Raw genomic sequence first — 18,146 nt, 5'->3', positions numbered from 1 at the left:
GGCCGCGAGGCCCCTTTTTCATTGGTTCTTGGGGTCATCGTTTGCAACGTCCGCGCGCGGGATCGACTTGACTCCCCGTTCGTCATCGGCCGAACCGCGTCCTAGTCGACTCGGCGAGACCTGAGCGCTCGGAGAAGTGGCGGCGCCGCTGGTCGCGGACTCGTCGCGCGGAACCAGTGCTTCGCTTCCGGCGATCGCGGGATCATCGGGGTACGGCGAAGGTGTCGTAGGCGAGACAGCTCCAGCGGCAAATGGCCCCGCCGGCGCGCGATCGCTCTCGATCTTTCTTTCAACACCGCCGACTTGTGACCCGACGGTTTGGAGGCCGACGCCACCAGACGTCGAACTGCTCCGGGCAGCCGATCGAGGCGCAGTAGGCGCCGGCGTAGCCCCCACTGGACCAGCATTCGCAGGCTTGACGTTGTCGACTCGCGAGCCGGAGTTAACGGCCGTCATTCGCGGAGCCACGACTGAGACCCCGCCGCTGCGCTTCATTGAAGCGGTCGGCACGCCACGTCCCTGACTTCCATCGTCAATCACTCGGTGATCCCGCATCGGGTCGACGGGTCGCGCTATAGCTTCTTGATCACGGCTGGATAGCTCCGGAGACGGCCGGCTGTATGTCCCGTCAAGAGCATCCGGCGCTCGACGATCACTCTGCCGATTTGACATGTGGTCATTGCCGGAGGGCAGAGTCACGATCCTGAAATCAGATTCGGACAGGCGCGGTTGATTGGCGGGCGAGCCCGTGCCGGTTCCCGCCGCTCGAGCGGCTTCAAGAGTCGGGCCATTTCCCGTCGTTCGCGGATGCAGGAAGTTTTCAATAGGTGCCGAGGTGGACGTTGTTCCAACCGGCCCGGTCGGCTGAATCGAGTTCACCCATGCCGAAAGGGGCCCCTTGCTATCGGAAGCTGGGGTCGCCGCCGGCGGAGAGGAAAGCGAGCGGCCCGGCGCCCGCTCGGGCGTCATGAGCGGCTTGTTGTCCGCCGACGGATCGATGTGGTCATGCACCTGCTGGATCGGCGCGGCGGAGTCGCTTGCCACCCGTTGCTGCATAACCTCCACACGCTGCTGAGCGTCGGTCACGATTTGGGGCATCGGCGTCGCAACATCCAGGGGTTTCGTATCCACCGGTCCAACGGCTCGTGCAAATCGCTGGAACGACGCGGGCGCACTTGCACCAACACCTGACTGGTTGCGTTGGTCCTCGCGAACGACGTCGATCCCGCTCGCAGGAAGAGCGGACCCATCACGAGCCGTGGTCGGCAATGTCGAGTTGCGCGAAACGATGTCGCGCATCGCTGCATCTTGGGCGACCAACTGAGCGATCTGCGGAGAGGGCAGCGTCATCAGCTGGCTGTATCGCATACCGTTGCGCGCTGCGACGGCCTGCAGGTTCTCAGGCGTCATCAGGTTGGTCGAGGTATCTACGCGCGAAACAACTTGCGTCGATCCGCGCTGGCGCACGTCTGCGCTGCGAGTGAGATCCGCTGCAACACGAGAGCCAGATGAAACCTGGTCCGTCAGAGAGGCGGAACGGTCGCTGCGAACGTGCTGCCCGGACTCCATCCCCGTCGAGTCGGAGTGGATCTGGGAGCCCTCGCGGCCAACTTGATCGCTTTCGGTATAGGCCCCCATACTTCCGTATTGATCGACGAACTTTTGCGCATCGGAATTTCGCCAGAATCGCGTGTAGCCCCCCTCACCCGACACATCGAGCCCGAATTTAAGACTGGACCGTCCCTTTCCAGTGCCCCCACCGGTCGCAAAATCTGCCGCGCGGACCTTCGTTCGATACGCGTCGCGCACCGCCTGTACCTCTTGTGGCGTTTTCCCGAGCGACTCGGCCTTCCGCGCAAGCCGGTCTTCTTCAGCTTGGTTGAATAGTGGTGAGTTCGCAGCGGGGTTGGAGGGCCCCTCCCGCCCACTGCCGCTCGGACCTCGACCATTACCCCCGGACGATCCGCCACCGCCGCCCCCGACATTGCCGGCCGGTTGCGCATCGTCACCAAACGACTTATCAAAACCGCCACCGAGCATGATCGAGCCTCTTCCGCCAAGCGACGTTTGGCCTTCAACGGAATGTGCCTGATCGACCGAGTACTGCTGGTCGTTTGACGTCCGGCGCTCGCCGGACCGCGTCGAGGAGGCCCGAGTACCGGAACTCGATTCATCGGAGAGCCGTTGCGAGCTTCCCCGTTCCTGGCTGCTCGAGACGCTGTTCGTGCTGGACGCAAGTTGCTCGCGCCCAGCGAACGTGGAATTAGTTCGGTTTGCGGCGACACCCGTGGAGGTGTCGGTGCCAAGAGACCGCTCGAATGCGTCCTGGGAAGTCGCTGAAACGCCGAGACTGTTTTGAAACTCGGTGCGAGCGATTAGGCCATTGGCAAAATTAGTGAAGGCCGAACCGGTCCCGGTATCGACGTTCATCGAACCGGTGCGCGATTGCACGGAGTTGTCGTACTTGTTCGCTGAGGTCACGTTGCGCGACGCGTTATCGATCGACGACGAATCCATGTGCACGTTGCCGATGTTTTCATCGCCCTGCGCCTGCTGGCCACCGATCTGCTGAGCAGACCCGGTCAACGCGCCACTCAGTTGAGAGAATGCACCTACAACGCCAGCCGACGCGAAGTTCAGCAACATCCAGGCGAGGGGCGGCGTAATAATCACCATGTATCCAAGCAGCGCCTGCTCGTCGAGCAACGTCTGGCCGAACTTCGCCGCCATCCCGAACGGGACGCCGGCCTGCAACGACATCGAGCGCATCTCATGGCTCAGGTGAATCAGGGACAGCCCGTTGATTACCGCGAAGAGCATCGGCCAGATAGATACCCACGCCACCGTCTTCGCATACATCGCAAGGATTCGCTTGGCGCCGTCAGCGCCGCTGATCAGGCAGAGCACCAGAATGAGCGGGAAAACCGCATAGATGATCGCTTCGGCGTAGTTGCGGACGGTCGGCAACGTGTTCTTCGCCAGAATCGCCATGGAGGCTAGCGAACCGTTCGTCGCCACCGCAGCCTGGGCCGAGCTCATCAACGCATTGACCTCGGCCACGCGCGCCGGATCGCTCAGCATCGCGGGAAGCTCGGCGCCCGCCTGACGCCACACGTTGTTGAACATTGCCTGTCGCAGCGCCGACGACGCGTTCTGCGACGATTGGAGGATGAAGCCGTACGAATCGCCGATCGCGTTGACAAATTCCGCCTTCGCCATGGAGGGGTCGGCGATCTCCGGATACATCTCGCTGCCATACATTTGCTCGGCTGCTTGCTCCGCATCCTGTACGCGCAGCAGCAGCAAGGTTCCGGTCGCTGAACAGGTGTCCGTCGTAGGATTCGCGGTGAGGGTGTTGGTTGTCACGTACCGTGCCGGGCTGGTCGACGTGAACACCGTATCGAACGGGTCCGTGCCGTTCATAATCGTCCGCGGATCAATCGCGCCGTCCTGGATGTCGTAGACCGTGCACTCCTTGAAGAACTGGATAAGGTCGGCGTGCAGCCCCGGATCGGTGATTTCAGCCTTGTTCACCTTCTGAAGCACTGAGATGCCGAAACCCACATCGCCCTTTTTCAGGGTGAGCGTATCCGGCACCGAAAAAATCGTTTCGTACGACTGTGTCAGCACTCGAGAGATAAGCGTGAAGCTCTGGGCCACCGCGGCGAGATACACCGGGACGTGGTCCACCTCGCGAGTAGGCTGCACGTTGTTGACGTCGGTGATGAACACGTTTTCAACCGGCAGCAACAGCAGCTGCGTCATCAGCATTGCGGCGGCGAACCAGCGGAAGATCTCATAGCCTTTCCGACCGAGCGCGACAATCGTCCAGATCACCACCCCGCACAACAGCGTGTAACGGATGAGACCTGTCCAGGTGCCACTGCCCATGAAAGACGCAATACCCTGCATGACGTAGTACAAGGTATCGACGTTCCCATAGGTGTCGATTTCCATGTTCATTGAGTGCTCCCGCCGTTCAACGTCTGGCCAAACGCCAACGAGTTCCGAAGCGACGACGACACATTCGCGTGTACCGCACGCTCGATCGATTGGAGCTGCTCGACCAGCTGCCACGCGTTCGACGTCTGGCTGAAGGCTTGCATTACGACGCTGCGTGCTTCCGATTCGACCGTGTCGATGTTGGTATTGAGCTTTGTGGCCTCGTCGAGCAGCGATGTGCTGGATTTCACCGTCCCGTAACGCGCGATTGCTCGTCGAAGATCTTCAGCGGATCCATGGATGTAGGCTTCGGCATACTTGGCTGCGATCAGCGACTGGTAGGTACTCAACAGTTGGTCGGCCAGAGACGAATTGTTCAGGCGCGTGCCGACCGCGATCATTTTGTAGACCGGCAGGTCGGTCATGCTCAAAAACCGAAACGTGTCCGCCGGATTCGGGATCGCGGAGCGCGATGCGATCGCGTCCGTAATCACCTGCAGCTTCTGCTGTACGAGGGTGCGGAAGGGGGTGTAGCCAATTTCCTGCACTGACGGATTCAAGCACTTCGTCGTTTCGTCGCACACGTACACTTGGATCGTGGTGCCGGAGTTCGCGGCAGGATCGTTACCGACCAATTCCTGCACCGTGAGGCTGCCGATTCGCGGCAGGAATACAGGATTCACCTCCGTGCCGCCCGAATCCGACGGGTCAGGAAAAATGACCGTCCCCACCAGCGACATCAGGAATTCGCGATCCGACGTGCTCAGGTCCGGGAGCTGCTGCAGCGCCTGCCACGTCACATTGCCGTACGGCTGCTTGGCCGCGAGATTGGAATCCGATGCGGTGGCCGTATTGATCGTCTGCGCCGCTTGCGCCGAGCTGTTTCCGGTATTTGTCCAGGCATCGGTCATATCCGAATACAGGTTCGTGAATGGCCCGAGCGTGTCGGCCAAGTTCGCCTGCTCTTTTTTCCATGCAACAGGCGTCACCGCATTGACGATGCCCTCCGCGGCCTGGCACGAGTCGATGTTCATCCGGTTGACGTCGCGGGCGATGGTCTGCAGCGACTGCATGACGTTGTCGCAGGTCGGGCAGAGGTTCTGCAGGGCAAGCTTGAATGCGTAGCCCAAGGCGTTCGAGCCGATGTTGCGCAGCAGCGCAACAAACTGCTCTTTATTGATAAAGCTGAACCCACCGGCAAACAGGTCGATCCCGCCGCAACCGGCACCCCATTCCGGGGCGGTGACACTCGCGAGCTGGTAAGTCTTGTGTGGCGTACGCATGAACACGCTTCCGCCGCTGTACATATCCATCGTCTCGCCCTGCAACGCACGGGGGCTCGATACGTTGCCCATGGCGTTGATCGAGTCGAAGACCTGCTGCATCGACATCGCGCTCGAACAGACTGGGGCAATGGCAAACACTGCAGCCGTCAGTGCGGCAATCCAGCGTGTCGGTTTCATTAGAAGAGCTCCCCAGGCTGCGAGGCAGTGAGAACGAAGATACGATCGATGATGTCCTGGAGGGACATCGTTCCCGAGCCGATCATTGCGTGATCGCCCGTCTCTTTCGATGCGATGAAGAGGGCGGGCACCTGCTGGACGCCCCACACCGACGCCTGCCCATGGTCAGGCGTCGGGTTCGGAAACTCACCAATGCCCCGACCGTCCAGCGAAACGGGCAACACGTCGATGCCATAGCGCTGCGCGAGCAGCACAATCGTCGGGGCCATCGCGTGGCAATACGGGCAGTCCGAGCGGAAGAAGAAAATCAGGCCATGCTTCTGCGCGAGCGCACGCAGCTGCCCGTCTTGGTCCGAATCTCGGGTCCGGTCGTAGGTATGGACAGCGACGTTGTTAGTCGGACGCTTGAGCGAGTAATCGAGACTCGGGTTCTGCCACACAACCCGGCGCCATTGATCGGCAAAGACCGCGCTCTTTTGCTGGACGTACTCCCAGAGCTTGATGTACTCCTTGATGTGCTCTGGCGTCGGGTCCATGTTCGCGACGTCGAGTCGGTGCTTCAGGGCCTCGCGCATCTCATCGGCCGACTTGATCTGGTCGAAGTCGTCGGAATCGGCCGGTTTGGCCGCGCTCGCACCCGCCGGCGCCGCAGGCTTGTCGTCATCGCAGTACCAGTTGAATTTCTCCTGCCCGTCGCAGCTCCAGGCGGACTTGTAGTCCAACCCGTCAGCGTCCGCGATCGGCGACGCCAGCAGCGCTGCAGGAAGCAGGATCGCTACCGCGAGCCGGAAGCCTCGGAATGCGCTCATGGCTGGCCCCGCTGCGCGTCGACGTGATAGCCGGCGTCCATCAATTGCCCGAGTGCCTGCTCGAGTTGCACTTCCGCGAAACCCAAAGACTGCGCGGCTTTGACCTGTTCGGCTGCATCGGATTGACGCCACCGCCCTCCGAGAATCCAAAGGAATTGACTTCGAGCCCTGGGCTTGTGCAACACCGCCGCAGCGCCCATAAACGCACGACGTGCGTTCCGCCAGGCGAAAGCCGCGTCAACTACGTTCGAAATGCAATGTCGCTGATATGCAGCAAACTCGCGCAAGTCGTCGTCGTGCTGAACGTGACGCTGTTCGGCAGAAAGTCGGCCATCTTGCTGCTGGCTCGGTTCTGTCAACGCCGGCGAGGGTGCCGTCGGGATATTGACGACACCGCTCGCGGGCCGAGACGGCTTGTCCCACTTAGGGGTCGACCATGGCGCACCGGAGAAGTGATGCCTTTGGAAAGCTGCGAGAAGCGCGGCATGGTCGCCGCCGAGGGAACCTGCAATTTCCTTCAGCCGTTCGAGGTTGTCGCTTCCGTACCGATATACCCGGGAATCGTCCGAGTAACCGAAAAACCAGTCGTGCCGATTGAGCATGTCGTAAAACTGTTCGATCGTAGGTCGTTGGATTGGCACCCCCGAGCTCGGGAGCGTCCGATCAGACAAGTCGACCGTATCCGCGACCGCGTCGTCATCGAGCTCGATCGTCGTACCGGCCGCCGGCGCCGGTCCATCGACAACTACGAAGCTGCCTTGCCCCGTGGCCTGATCGTAGTTCGTCACGCAAACATCTGCGATGGCGTCCTCGAGCAACGCGGAAATGGCTCCGCGCGACGGTGCGGCGCCCCGCGTTACCCGGAAGGTCGCCCGGTCACTGCCGGCGCCAGCAAAAAGATGGCTCGGCAAGTCGGGCTCCGGCGCGGCACTCATGCTGGTGATCGTGATCTGCAGTCTCACTTCGCCTCTCCTTCGCGGCTTGCGTTGCTACGTTCGGCACGCTGCCGTCCGATCGAGTCGAGTTGTCTGCGCAGTGCGAGAGGCGAGGGCGGAGACCAGACGAGGTCCGCAGCAAGCGTAATGGCGGCAGCAACGAGCCAGGTGACGAACAAGCCGTGACCCACCTGAGGGGCAAGCGTCGCGATGGGCACGTCATCAGTGCGCCAGTGCATACAAATGGCGGCCGACGGCGCGTAGCGAGCGGCCGTATCGGTGCATGTCCGCAGTCGGATCGTGTCCGGATTCGTGCCGCTTCCAGCAGCCTGTTCGAGCACGGTCCTTGCCATACCAGTGAACGACCCGAGATTGAGCACTGCGAGCCCAGCTACTGGGAAGGCCGCCGGAACAATGACGAAGGCCACGAAGAGGCGCAGCACGTAGCAGGGAAGGCTGGCCCGCAGCGCCTGGACCCAGTCCGAGCGGGAACGCGAAGGGGGAAACATGCTTTCGATGGACATTTCAACGCTCCTGCGTCGTGAGGGTTTTGAAATCTGCAACCAGTGGGCAGTGCTGCGTCACGGTGCATCTCCCGAGGGTTGGGAAGGCACCGCCGGCGTCAGGCCAATCGGCGGAATTCGATCGCGGCAGTAGTTCATCTTCACGTCCAGACGACCGCTGGTTTCGCCTGCCTCGGTCTGGACTCCACGGACGTCGAACAGCACATCCAGACGCTTGCACCCGGGCCGCGGCAAGTCGCCGATCGGGCGAACTGTGATGTAGACCGGGCCGTTGGCGTGCAGCCTGGTGATGAGTGAACCCGCAACGGGTCCACGCAGCGCGCCAAACGCTGACCCGTGATCAATCGCGTCGACGAGAACTCCACTGAAGTCGTCGTAGCTGCCTGCAAAGGCGGCGGCCGACAGCGCAAAGATCGCAGTGAAAAGCGCTGCGGAGACAAGGTGCCTCATTGGGATACCCCTTTGCCGCTTCCGATCGATTGCCGCACGCGCTGCAGAATCGCGTCCTCGTCGACGGCCTTGGACTGGATCGAATTGACGAACTCGGTAAAGTCGATATTCGAGAAATCGATACGCTGGAGTTGGTCGGCCGTGAAGCCACCGCAGCCGGCGAACGGGATGCCGAGCTGCGCCTTGCCTTGCTGGTTGACGAGCTTCGCGATCAACGAGTTGAAACAGCAGTAGCTCTTCTTTTCCTCGACGCACACGCCGAGCACGCGCTTGGAGCAGCCCTGGTTGTACTGGACACAGAGGTTCTGGCCACGCTTCAAACTGAGCACCTGCTCGTCAGGGGAACATGCGAGCCACATCTGGATCAACTGCGCAGCGATCTCGGCCGCGAATACGTACGGATTGAAATCAGCGAGCTGAACGCCATTGGTCAGAGAGAACGAGAAACTAAAGCCGTAGGCACCAAACGTTCCGGAGGTGGACAACGCCCTGTCCGCCCACGCGCCCATCTGCAGCAGACCAGAATTCACGATCGAGCTATCGACCGTTTCGTACAGCTGGTCAAAGACATACTTCGACCCTAACGCGATGCCCTGTTTGGCCGTCGTTCCGGCAACCGACAGTCCGGCACTGACTGCGGCGCTTCCAATCGCGTTGTTCGAGTAAGCTGCACCGCCGCCGTTGCTGGTGCAACAGCTCTTGATTTCGAGGCCGCCCAGCACCTTGATCGAGCAGCTGCTGTCGTAGCCTTTGAAAATGTTCACGTTACCGCCACCGACGCCGTAGGCGCCGGCTTCGCGTCCGGTTTCCAGCCCCGCTACGACCTTGCCGAGCGCGCCGTCTGCACCACTACTCGACGAGAAGCATCCGGCGCCCGGTGCGCACATCGTGTTCGTGCATTGAGTGACGGTCGTCGTGTGCGCCGGGGTATCGAGACACTGATACGTGTACTGCATCGTGTCGCAGCTTCCCGGCACCGCGTCGTTGTATGACACACACTGCTGGTTCACCAGGCCGCAGCCTTGCTGCTGCAATGGCGTGCAGTCGTTAACGGTGGAAGCGGCTTGGCATTCGTACGTATCTTGGTAATTCCAGCAATCCTGGTAGAGCGGGATCCCGTTGATGACACGTGTGCCGGCCGCTTCGATGCAGGTTGAACCAGTGCGTTGGCAGGTTGGCGCGGCATACGCTACCGGCGCGGCGAGCAGGGTGACCACCATTACATTGCCGACGAAGCTGAACGCACGCGCGGCGAACGTGAGAGCGCGGATCTTCATTGTGCCGCCCGCTGTTCGAACGAGCTGCACTGGTCGATCCAGTTCGGCGTGCAAGTCGCGGTGCAGATCTGGTTCAGCGTCAGCTGAACTCGAGCTTGCCCACCGCCCTGGAAACCGTATCCGCCTATCGCCGCCTGAATTTCGACGGTATTGATGCCTTCGTGCAAATACGAGCGGATGTCGGTGTTGGGTGCAATGGACGACGGGTTCCCCTCGTACTCGCTACCGAAGGTGAAGAACGGTCTGTATTCGGTCAGACCGCCGTCTGCCGTGAAGGCAGTTTTGTCCGAGCACACACTCCGAATGCCGTTGTAAATCAAATTGTGTGTAAAGGTCACACCAGGCGAGGACGCGGCAAGATAGCCAGTGGTTTGCCGTCCATCAATCCCGCCGGCCGACGCCGGCAGCGTCGCCTCCCCGCATTGGAGAATGCGCCCGCCGTCCGGCGCATCTGTGTAGACCGTGACACCGTTAACGTCGACGCTGCGCAGCGTATTGTTTGCCGTGATCTGGCTGATGACTGCGGTACCGATCTGACCAAGGTTCTGGACGCTGAAGCTCATCGAACCGGACACGGTAAGTCCGTTGTAGCCCGAGTTGTCGTGATAGCCCGTGTCCGCGCCGAAATTCCAGAGCGCAGAGTTCGATGCCAGGCGCGAGGCAAACCCGCCGTTGAAGCTTCCCTCGACGACTCCGCCAGCTGCACAGCCTTGGTAGGGCTCGGTGCAGACGGGGTCGTTGATGCGGTTGCACGTATATGTTTGAGTACCCACGGCTTGCTCGCAGGTTTCCTTCCGGTAGGTTGCAGGCACGGTAGACGTCACGTTGTGGCAGTCCTGCGAATTCGTCGTAGACCCGGGGTTATTGATCGTGCCCTTGCTTCCGGTCACAATCGGATCGCTCGCGGTGATCGGCATGCGATTGGGCGGCTTCTTCGCGAGGTAATTCACGGCATCGCATTCCTGACGCCAATAGGCACTTGGATTGGCTGGCTGCGTCGAGCAATCCGCTTCCTTGCCGGAGCCCGCGGGCCCGAGACTGCCCTGCCCACCGCCATACAGCGGCGTCAGTTCGCCGTCCTGGTTCGTGTAGTTCGGCACGTTCGAGCTACCGCCACTGATGCTTCCGTGAGCCGCGTTCATTCCTGACTTACCGAACGACTGGCCTTCAGTAAACGCTGACCCGGTAGATGGGGCGTCCGCGGCAGCGCACACGGCGACCGCTGCAAGAACCGTCGCGATGGCCAGTGGTGCGCTTCGGCGCAGGGTTGCCCGCATTCCGTTCATTCGACATCCCCCAGTGCACGGAGATATCGCTCGGCGATCCCCGCGTAGGTAGGGCTGTGATCGACGATCTGGCGGAGGGCGTACGCGGGCGTCACGTCGCCCGACAGGGAAACGTACGACGCCGGCAGGGCACAACCGCTGCTGTCGATCTGACTGTTGGCGTCTCCGCCCCGTGTGACGACATAGGCGGGCACACGGGCGATGCGATACTGCGTGAACACCTTCGGGTTGACGACGATGCCGCCGGACGCAATTCCTAGCCGCTGCATTTCCGCGGCCGTCGCCTTCAACGAGTCATTTTTGAAGCCCCGGAACACCACAGTTCCGCCGGCCAGATTCATGGTCTTCACCAGGCGTACGAGCGAGGCAGCGGGCATGGAGAAGCTCGCGAAGGCGACGAAGGAATCCGTTACACGGCGCTGCGTACGGCTTTCGTACCTTTTCGCAACGGCGAGCGGATCTGCACCGGCGGCGACTGGCGCCGGCGTAGGCAGGTTCGGGAATGCGTTGCCATCGTGAGCCGCCTTTGCTGCCGCCTGATCCATTTGCCGATCGCGATTGCCCTGGATACGGCGCATCTCGGCGTCAATCGCATCCGACGATGGCATCGCGCCGCGATAGCGCGCGGTGCCGCTGGCTGCCGCATCGAAGGTCGCTCGGCGCGTCGTATCGATCTGTTGCTGCCCGCGCGCAAGCGCGTCGTTCGACACGGTTTGTCCAAACACGGGAACAGCGGCGAGGGTGATCGTGCCGGCGGCTACGATGGAGAAAGTCAGCCGATTCATTGGGGCAGGTCTCCGAGGTTCGCACCCATGCAGCAGTTGCGTTTGCGGAAAATCTCGTACGCGAAGTCCTCTCCCGTGTACGGGATCATTTTTCCGGCACCCCAGAGCGCCGACGTGCGGCCATACGGCTGACAGCACTGACCATTTATCTGGTCGGTTTGCGCAACGGGGTAGAGCATCGTGTACTTGTATTGGGTCTTGTCCATCACGGGCTGCAGGTAGTAGCCACACATCGCGCCGTCACCTGTCGTGCCCCACATCAAGCCCTCGCGATGCAACTTTGCGGTCATCCGCTCGACCAGTAGCGACGACGCCTGGATGGCGGACACATGCGCCTGGACGTGACCGTTGAAGGGATAGATCGAGCCGTTGCAGCCCGCGCACCAGAAGAGCAGGTTGCTCCCGAAACCGAGGCTCGATAGCACGCAGTCACCTGCGCACGCGGCCTGGGCAATCGGACTGCCGAACAGGTAAGTCTCCGGCTCGAGGAGCATGGTGAGATCGTCGTCGCTCCAGGTCGGATCGACTTCGGTCATGTACGCGACGTCGAAACTGCCCGTCTCCATGCACGGATCGTCGAGCAGGATCTCCGTGTAGTACATGACCGGATCTGTGTACCAGTGCACTTGATAGAAGCTCTGCTTGGTGTCGTCCTTCTGCTCGCGTACTTCCCCCTCCGGGGCGTGGATGCCGGGGTTAAGCGAGATCCCGCCGAGCGACACGAAGCAGTAGGGTGAGCGCGTGACGTCGACGCGCCGGATCGGTTCCCAGAAGCTGAACTTGACCCCGAACGTGCCGTTGCAGAAGCAAAGGAATCCGCCCGGGTTCGGAGTGTCGTCCTGCCCCATATTGAGGAACGTGACGCTACCGATGGCCATCGGGAATGCGCATTCCCAGCAGATATCGGTGATCGGATTGGCGAATCGACCGACACACTGACCCGCATCGGCCGGCGCCGAGAACGAGACGCAGCTGGCAACCAGCGCGATCGCGAAAATCCAGCGGCGAGGGAGATGGCGTATGTTCACGAAAGCAGCCCCCGCAATGCCGGATACACATCGAAGGCAAAATCGACCAGGTGTGCGCCGACTTGATGGCCAAGGCGGTAGACGATTGGCAGGAGGACCACCGCAACACCGCCGGTCACAGCACCGGCTACGCCCCAAGCGATTACCCAGACCACGCGTGACGTCGCCGTGGCCAGGATGTCGAGCAACTTCGAACTGATCGAACGACGAGCCTGCTCGACGGTGCCAGAGAGGGGAACGGGCACATCCAGCTGGACGGCATGGGTCGGCACAACGCCGATACCGAGGGCCGCCTTCACACCCGTCTCGATGAGACCGATCAGCTCGACAGCTTCGACCTCGCTCAGATGGTCGGCGAGGACAGCAGGAGGACGATGTACATCGTCTACAGCACCCGCCACAACACGAAAGCTTTCCCCGCTGCTGTCTCCTACGATCTGGCGGACAGGTTGAATGGAAAGCCGAGCGACCCTGCTGTCGTAGGGGCTCGCGCGCCAGTAGTAAGTTGCGAGCACACCCTTTCCTGAAACCACGACCTGATCATTCGTGACGTCGACGACATACCGCGTCGGCTCGCCTGTCACATTGAAGTGCTGAAGAGCAGCAGCGCGGTCGTCGGCCGAGTTTTTCTCAACGCCGTCGATAACGGCCGGGGCGGCAGAGAAGTCCAGACGGTCATAGTTGTTCATCGCGATTCCGGTAGATTGGGAGGTAACAGGTGGTTTCGTCGAAGCGTCAACGCAGCTGAGCCGCGGGCTCTTCCTCAAGAAGTAGCTGGTTACCGCGCTGGCTGATCACGGCCGGCACGCGGGTGATCCCGAAACGCTGGCTAAGTCGCCCCTGCTGATCGAAATACACTTGCCGTTTCCACGACTTCGTCAACTCAAGCCACGAGCCCGCAGTCAGGATCGGTTTGATTGAATCGCCGGAGCGGGCCGCGAGCGCCTGGACCGCCTTTACCTGCGACGCATCACGGCCGTCGAAGAACACCAGGCGCTCGTGCAGCGTCACAATGTCGAGCGGATTGATACGCGTGCCGGCTGCGACGATCACGGCACCCTCATCATTGGTGACGGGTTTTGCGTAGGTCACCGTGGGATCAATCAACCGACTCGAGTACTCGCTAACGGTCGAAATTCCCGGCACTGGTGGCAGGGACGTGATGTCATGCAGCGCGCGCTGACGCGCCCGGCGCTCGATGGCCGCCAGCCCGCCATTGGCTTGCAGCTCAACCAGACGATGCTTCAGCATCGCAATCGCGTCGTGCTCTGCAATCGGATACGTCGGGCCAACGACACCCAAGTCCTCCGCGACTGCGGAAAGTGGACATACCGCCAGCAGCAATGCCGAGATCCATGCGACTGCTGTGCGCCGCACACGCGGCCGTAGTTGCGGGCCGCCACCAAGGGAGCCGGCGCGCCTTATCTCCGGGCGCAGCATTTCAAAGATAAATAAAAGAGGCGTTCCAATAACATGCCGATAAAGCAGGCCGCCAGGAGCCCCACTCCTAGAAAGAGCAGAGTCACGCTCATCCACACGGCCAATATCAACAAGCCGATCGCAAGCATCAGAACCATCTGAGCCTCCAGTCGAAGCGCCGGCCGACGCGCTGAGGGCGCGGCATTGGTCAAAAAATTTCATAGGCCTCCCCGACGATTGCGTACTGGGGAACGGTGCCGACGATCGAGTACCGCGAATCGAGGCTGTCCGGGCTCGGCGTGGCAACAAAGTAGTGTCTGGGTGGAATCACACCGTCCTCGGTCGGAAACAGCGCCATCCCTGCAAGTGAGAGTGGCTTCGCGTAGCCGATATAGGTCTGATTGACCCAGACATTCCGGCCAATCACGCGCACGACATCGCCAGGCAGACCAGCCACGTGTTTGATGAAGGTCAGTCCTGCGGGGTAGGTCGCCCCCCCGTGCCACCGAAATGCGATGGTGTCGCCGAGGCGCGGCCGACAGGGGCCCTTGCGGATGAAATAGAGCGTCCCCGGCAGACTGGTCGACATGTTGAACGTCAGCCCATACCAGGGCGTGAGGCCCCATGCGACGGCCGCGACGATCGTCAGGGCGACCACGGTGCGAACAAACCGTCGATAGCGAGCCAGGCCGCTGGAGTAGGCGACGAGCGCGATCACTGTTCATCTCCTCGAAGGTCGGTCGTTGCAGCCATCGCGCACGCCGATTGGGAAATGGCGACATGCGTCGTTACGTTTGCAAGGACCGCCGCACCAGTACTGGCCGAGGCGGCCAGGTAATCACCAACGTCGGTCGGCGCGAATCGTTCTCCCGCCGTTTCGATTCCACGCGTGCGCGCCGAAAACCGGGGCGGCACCGTCAACCGGAGACGAGTCATTTGGCGATCCTCTTGGCGATCAGGTCCGTGAGATCGGGCGCATCACCTGCAAGCACGGCAGCTTTGTTGATCACCACGCAGCCACACTGCAAGCCGAGCTGGTCCAGCGCGGCCGACAGGCGCTTTGCGTAATCGCCGGCGTGTTGGGTCGCCTTGTTCTTCGCGTCGTCCGTCATATGGACGGGATCGCCGTTGTTGAAGGTTTTCAGCAATGTTTCTTGCTCATCGCTGATGAGCTTCTGCACGTCGACCACGACGACCGGCGCAACTTTTTCGCGTTGCGTCCAGAAGTAGACGAGCGGGGAGCCCAGCAACAACGAAGCGCCGATCGAGATAAGGCCGGTGAGTACGAGGTCGTGTCGCATGTTCATTTCCGTTTGGCTTGGATCAGGGCGCGGATGGCGTCCTCGGTGGAGGTGCCGGTGGTACGCAACTGCTCCATGAATTCGTAGTCGGGCCCCTTGGTGGTTGCCATGGCCAGCGTGAATTCGTCGGGGATATGGCGCAGCAGGTGCGTGCCCCCGTTCGGGTCGACAAGGACGAACTCGCTATAGCGACCCGGCACCGGACGCAGCGACTTCAACATGCGCTTCAACCCCGGTGACAGATCCATCACATCACCCTTCTCGATCTTCTTGAGCGTGTCGTCGCTTTGCTTGAGGTGGAACTTCCATGCGGAGTTGTCGAAGGCGGCCTGCGTAGCCTTGTTCATCCCTGCATCGGTGATCCCCTGCGTCGCGAAAAAGAAGCTGCCTTCGTATTTGCGCGCACGCCGATACCCTTCTTCCATGAAGTCGGCCGATTCTTGATCGTCACCGACGATCTGCCAGCCCTCGTCCTGCAGGAACAGCTTCGGCCGCGACCGGTCAAAGCGGTACATTTCGTTGGTGACCTGATTGGTCAGGCCGAGCATGATCACCGTGCGCAGCTGGGGATCGCTGTTGAGGTGCTCGAGCTCAAGTCCGACCACTTCGTTGTCGAGTCGGACGTTGGTGCGCCCATTGACGTAGTCGCCGTAAACGCCCCCCTTGCAGAACGGTTCGAGACGTACGGCAAGCTCGTACGCGATGCGCTCGGGGTGCCCGTTCTGGTCCTTCAGGCTCAGCAGGGCGTCTCGCACTAACGTGGGACTACCGTCCTGGCCATAGTCCTTCCATACAATGCGCACTGCGACATCGAGCAACGCGCCCTCGAACGGAGTGATAGGAGCGGTCGGCGATACCATGCGCGCGATGATCGGCCGGATGAATTTCACCTCGCTATCGAGGCCATTTTCGGTATCGATGCCAGCAGTGGAAAACGCATTGATGACAATTCGCGACCCAGGCTTGAAGTCGATGTACTGGCCGTCGCCCATGTCGATCTGCTTTTCATACGAGTAGCCCACGTCGCAGATACGCACGATTCCACCGACCGAGCGAAACGCTGCGATGATTTCGTTCAAGAGCACCGATTTGCCGGCGCCGGAAGTACCATCAACGAAGCCGTTGTAATTCGTCCCGCTCGAATAGATGTCTACGAGCGCGGGGGTACCGCGGCGCCCAAAAAAGAGCAGGTTGGCTCGACCATTGGTACCCGACCACTCGCCGAGCACTGGCGCCATATCGGTCGCGTTCACGGTGGTCTTGGTAGTGATCAACCGAAACTTCTTGAGGTCGTCCCGCATGTCGCTTGTCAGCATCATGGGCAGCGCCGACAGGAATGTTGTGAGCTGCTGGGTCAGCATCGGGAACAGCTTGAAGCGCTCCGAGCGCCAGATCCCCTTCGCGGCCGCCACACACTGCTCCATCTTCTTGCGCGGGGCGAAGAGCGTCAGCGTGTGATAGAGCTCACACATCGAACCGCCTTGCGTGAGCTGCATCGAGACTGCCTTCCAGTCCCTGTTCTGCAGGGCAAGTTCCGGCTGCAGCTTCGCGATCTTAGATTCGGCGTTCTGTGTCGCGCGAGCACTACGCAAAGCGGCCCGTGTCTCGACGGCAGTTTGATCGAGAATCAGGACGCCGAGCGTGATCAGGTACGGGCAGGGGTATTGATGGACATCGTTGAAAAGCGAGCCTACGATGTTGTTCATCTCCCACAGCTCTTTGCTATTCGGATACTGGTGCACGCCAAAGCTGCGCACGGCGATGCGTGCGTCGGGCTCGTCCGCATCCTCGGGCGGCACTCCATAAAGCAAATGCTTCGCCTTCACACGCATGTGGTGACCGAAAGCCGTCAGTTGGTCACGTATGGGCTTGTCGTCGCTGTAGGTCTGATCGATCGTTTCAGCCCCATCGCCAAAGAACGCACCGGGGTTGAGGATCGGCCAGAGAAAACGCAGCAAATCGTTTGGCTCCGCAGTACGGCTTGCCAGGCTTGCGGAACTCAACGTCGCGGCGACGACGTCGCGAACATTCTGGATTTCTTCGATCAGCTTCAGATCGTCGAGCGAGCCCTTGCGCACGATCGACAGCAACAGCCGCTTGTCCGTGATCGAGTAGTTTTGGCCAAGAAACAGCGGCTGGCCGAGTTTGCCGCGGATGAACGCGGCGCGGCGCTCCGCCTGTTCCAGATAGAATGAGGGTGCACGTCCCGCTTCGGCGTACTCGCGCCGAAGATCGACGTAGGCGTTCAACGACTCCTCGATAATGGGGTCGCCCAGCAGCATCCATTGGAGCCCATAGCCGGCAGGAACTGAGTCATATAGGCCGTGGAGACTGCGGGTCAACTCCGCATCGGCGCCGGTCTGCGGTGCAACCGCGAGCACGAAGCCAACCGAATCCGTGTTGTAGTAGAGCTCGGTGGCGGGGTCGTACTGGTCATACGGCAGCAGGTTATGAAGCCCGACGGTCTCGATGCGCCGCTGGTCCGCGGCAACGGGGGCGGGCGGTCCGAGATCATCCTCGGTGCCGAGAATTGCTTCGCTGATCGCTGTTCGCGCGAGCGATTTCGCGTCATCAATCCAGGCCTGCAAGGTGCTCATCGATGGCTCCTGAATCAGTGGTCCGCCGCTGCAGGCATCGCAGCCGCTGCACGGTCGACTGCGCCGGCGGGCGTGAGAATTCCCTGCATGACCCGATCGGCACTCGAGATCGAACCCGACGTCGAATCGGTGTTGGAGCTAGAGATAGCTGCCTTGCTGACGCTGCTGCCAACATCCGGCGCAGGTGTCGGCGGCTTCACCGGCCGGAACGCGGCCTGGATGCGCTGCTGGTTGTGCGCGATAGACCAGTGGCCAGGATCGACGATCAGATAGACGTACTCCTGATCGTGCAAGTCGGAGTCCGCGTCCTGCCACGGCGCGAACCAGATG

General features: G+C 61.2%; 16 protein-coding genes. All 16 read right to left on the bottom strand.

The genetic code is table 11. The features are described 5' to 3' along the window. Positions 1–18: 18 nt before the first annotated feature. Positions 19–3,963: a conjugal transfer protein TraG N-terminal domain-containing protein gene (locus tag FFS49_RS38100; protein ID WP_137910234.1), complete on the bottom strand. Its 3,945-nt coding sequence runs from the start codon at positions 3,961–3,963 to the stop codon at positions 19–21. Then, entirely contained in the window at positions 3,960–5,405 is a 1,446-nt protein-coding gene (locus FFS49_RS38095) for a conjugal transfer protein TraH (RefSeq protein ID WP_058904055.1), read from the bottom strand. Before FFS49_RS38095 ends, FFS49_RS38100 begins: the two co-directional genes overlap by 4 nt. Continuing rightward, positions 5,405–6,214, bottom strand: a complete 810-nt coding sequence (locus FFS49_RS38090; protein WP_137910235.1) for a conjugal transfer protein TraF — start codon at positions 6,212–6,214, stop codon at positions 5,405–5,407. Before FFS49_RS38090 ends, FFS49_RS38095 begins: the two co-directional genes overlap by 1 nt. Then, positions 6,211–7,176: a hypothetical protein gene (locus FFS49_RS38085; protein ID WP_249362251.1), complete on the bottom strand. Its 966-nt coding sequence runs from the start codon at positions 7,174–7,176 to the stop codon at positions 6,211–6,213. Before FFS49_RS38085 ends, FFS49_RS38090 begins: the two co-directional genes overlap by 4 nt. Further along, positions 7,173–7,673 (bottom strand): hypothetical protein, encoded by a 501-nt coding sequence (locus tag FFS49_RS42280; RefSeq protein ID WP_171026901.1) that lies wholly within the window; start codon positions 7,671–7,673, stop codon positions 7,173–7,175. Before FFS49_RS42280 ends, FFS49_RS38085 begins: the two co-directional genes overlap by 4 nt. Positions 7,674–7,730: 57 nt before the next feature. After that, positions 7,731–8,123: a hypothetical protein gene (locus FFS49_RS38075; RefSeq protein WP_137910238.1), complete on the bottom strand. Its 393-nt coding sequence runs from the start codon at positions 8,121–8,123 to the stop codon at positions 7,731–7,733. Continuing rightward, entirely contained in the window at positions 8,120–9,430 is a 1,311-nt protein-coding gene (locus FFS49_RS38070; RefSeq protein WP_249362250.1) for a conjugal transfer protein TraN, read from the bottom strand. The genes FFS49_RS38075 and FFS49_RS38070 overlap by 4 nt, the downstream gene beginning before the upstream one ends. Next, positions 9,397–10,677, bottom strand: a complete 1,281-nt coding sequence (locus FFS49_RS38065) for a hypothetical protein (RefSeq protein ID WP_249362249.1) — start codon at positions 10,675–10,677, stop codon at positions 9,397–9,399. Before FFS49_RS38065 ends, FFS49_RS38070 begins: the two co-directional genes overlap by 34 nt. Before the next feature lie 5 nt (positions 10,678–10,682). Further along, entirely contained in the window at positions 10,683–11,471 is a 789-nt protein-coding gene (gene trbC, locus FFS49_RS38060; protein ID WP_137910240.1) for a type-F conjugative transfer system pilin assembly protein TrbC, read from the bottom strand. After that, positions 11,468–12,499 carry a conjugal transfer pilus assembly protein TraU gene (traU, locus tag FFS49_RS38055; RefSeq protein WP_137910241.1) on the bottom strand — a complete coding sequence of 344 codons (1,032 nt, stop codon included), beginning with the start codon at positions 12,497–12,499 and terminating at the stop codon, positions 11,468–11,470. Before traU ends, trbC begins: the two co-directional genes overlap by 4 nt. After that, positions 12,496–13,188 (bottom strand): hypothetical protein, encoded by a 693-nt coding sequence (locus tag FFS49_RS38050; protein WP_137910242.1) that lies wholly within the window; start codon positions 13,186–13,188, stop codon positions 12,496–12,498. The genes traU and FFS49_RS38050 overlap by 4 nt, the downstream gene beginning before the upstream one ends. Positions 13,189–13,234: 46 nt before the next feature. Beyond that, positions 13,235–14,140 carry a type-F conjugative transfer system protein TraW gene (gene traW, locus FFS49_RS38045; RefSeq protein WP_349291138.1) on the bottom strand — a complete coding sequence of 302 codons (906 nt, stop codon included), beginning with the start codon at positions 14,138–14,140 and terminating at the stop codon, positions 13,235–13,237. Continuing rightward, positions 14,127–14,636 (bottom strand): S26 family signal peptidase, encoded by a 510-nt coding sequence (locus tag FFS49_RS38040; RefSeq protein ID WP_137910243.1) that lies wholly within the window; start codon positions 14,634–14,636, stop codon positions 14,127–14,129. The genes traW and FFS49_RS38040 overlap by 14 nt, the downstream gene beginning before the upstream one ends. Before the next feature lie 214 nt (positions 14,637–14,850). Continuing rightward, a complete protein-coding gene (locus tag FFS49_RS38035) occupies positions 14,851–15,219 on the bottom strand; it encodes a TrbI F-type domain-containing protein (RefSeq protein ID WP_249362248.1) in 369 nt (122 codons plus the stop codon). Positions 15,220–15,221: 2 nt separating this feature from the next. Next, a complete protein-coding gene (gene traC, locus FFS49_RS38030; RefSeq protein ID WP_080322984.1) occupies positions 15,222–17,816 on the bottom strand; it encodes a type IV secretion system protein TraC in 2,595 nt (864 codons plus the stop codon). Between the two features lie 14 nt (positions 17,817–17,830). After that, on the bottom strand, positions 17,831–18,146 hold a 316-nt coding region (locus tag FFS49_RS38025; RefSeq protein WP_137951054.1), incomplete at its 5' end, for a TraV family lipoprotein.

This window comes from Burkholderia sp. 4NA327C6 (genome assembly GCF_005502655.1).
In the GTDB taxonomy this organism is placed as follows: Bacteria; Pseudomonadota; Gammaproteobacteria; order Burkholderiales; family Burkholderiaceae; genus Burkholderia; species Burkholderia contaminans.
This window is presented reverse-complemented; position numbering and strand designations above follow the sequence as displayed.

Coding starts and splice junctions, on each gene's coding strand:
- trbC (WP_137910240.1), bottom strand. CDS start 11,471: ATGAATCGGCTGACTTTCTCCATCGTAGCCGCCGGCACGATCACCCTC.
- FFS49_RS38035 (WP_249362248.1), bottom strand. CDS start 15,219: ATGCGACACGACCTCGTACTCACCGGCCTTATCTCGATCGGCGCTTCG.
- FFS49_RS38100 (WP_137910234.1), bottom strand. CDS start 3,963: ATGAACATGGAAATCGACACCTATGGGAACGTCGATACCTTGTACTAC.
- FFS49_RS42280 (WP_171026901.1), bottom strand. CDS start 7,673: ATGTCCATCGAAAGCATGTTTCCCCCTTCGCGTTCCCGCTCGGACTGG.
- FFS49_RS38095 (WP_058904055.1), bottom strand. CDS start 5,405: ATGAAACCGACACGCTGGATTGCCGCACTGACGGCTGCAGTGTTTGCC.
- FFS49_RS38065 (WP_249362249.1), bottom strand. CDS start 10,677: ATGCGGGCAACCCTGCGCCGAAGCGCACCACTGGCCATCGCGACGGTT.
- traW (WP_349291138.1), bottom strand. CDS start 14,140: ATGAAATTTTTTGACCAATGCCGCGCCCTCAGCGCGTCGGCCGGCGCT.
- traC (WP_080322984.1), bottom strand. CDS start 17,816: ATGAGCACCTTGCAGGCCTGGATTGATGACGCGAAATCGCTCGCGCGA.
- FFS49_RS38075 (WP_137910238.1), bottom strand. CDS start 8,123: ATGAGGCACCTTGTCTCCGCAGCGCTTTTCACTGCGATCTTTGCGCTG.
- FFS49_RS38090 (WP_137910235.1), bottom strand. CDS start 6,214: ATGAGCGCATTCCGAGGCTTCCGGCTCGCGGTAGCGATCCTGCTTCCT.
- FFS49_RS38050 (WP_137910242.1), bottom strand. CDS start 13,188: ATGAACAACTATGACCGTCTGGACTTCTCTGCCGCCCCGGCCGTTATC.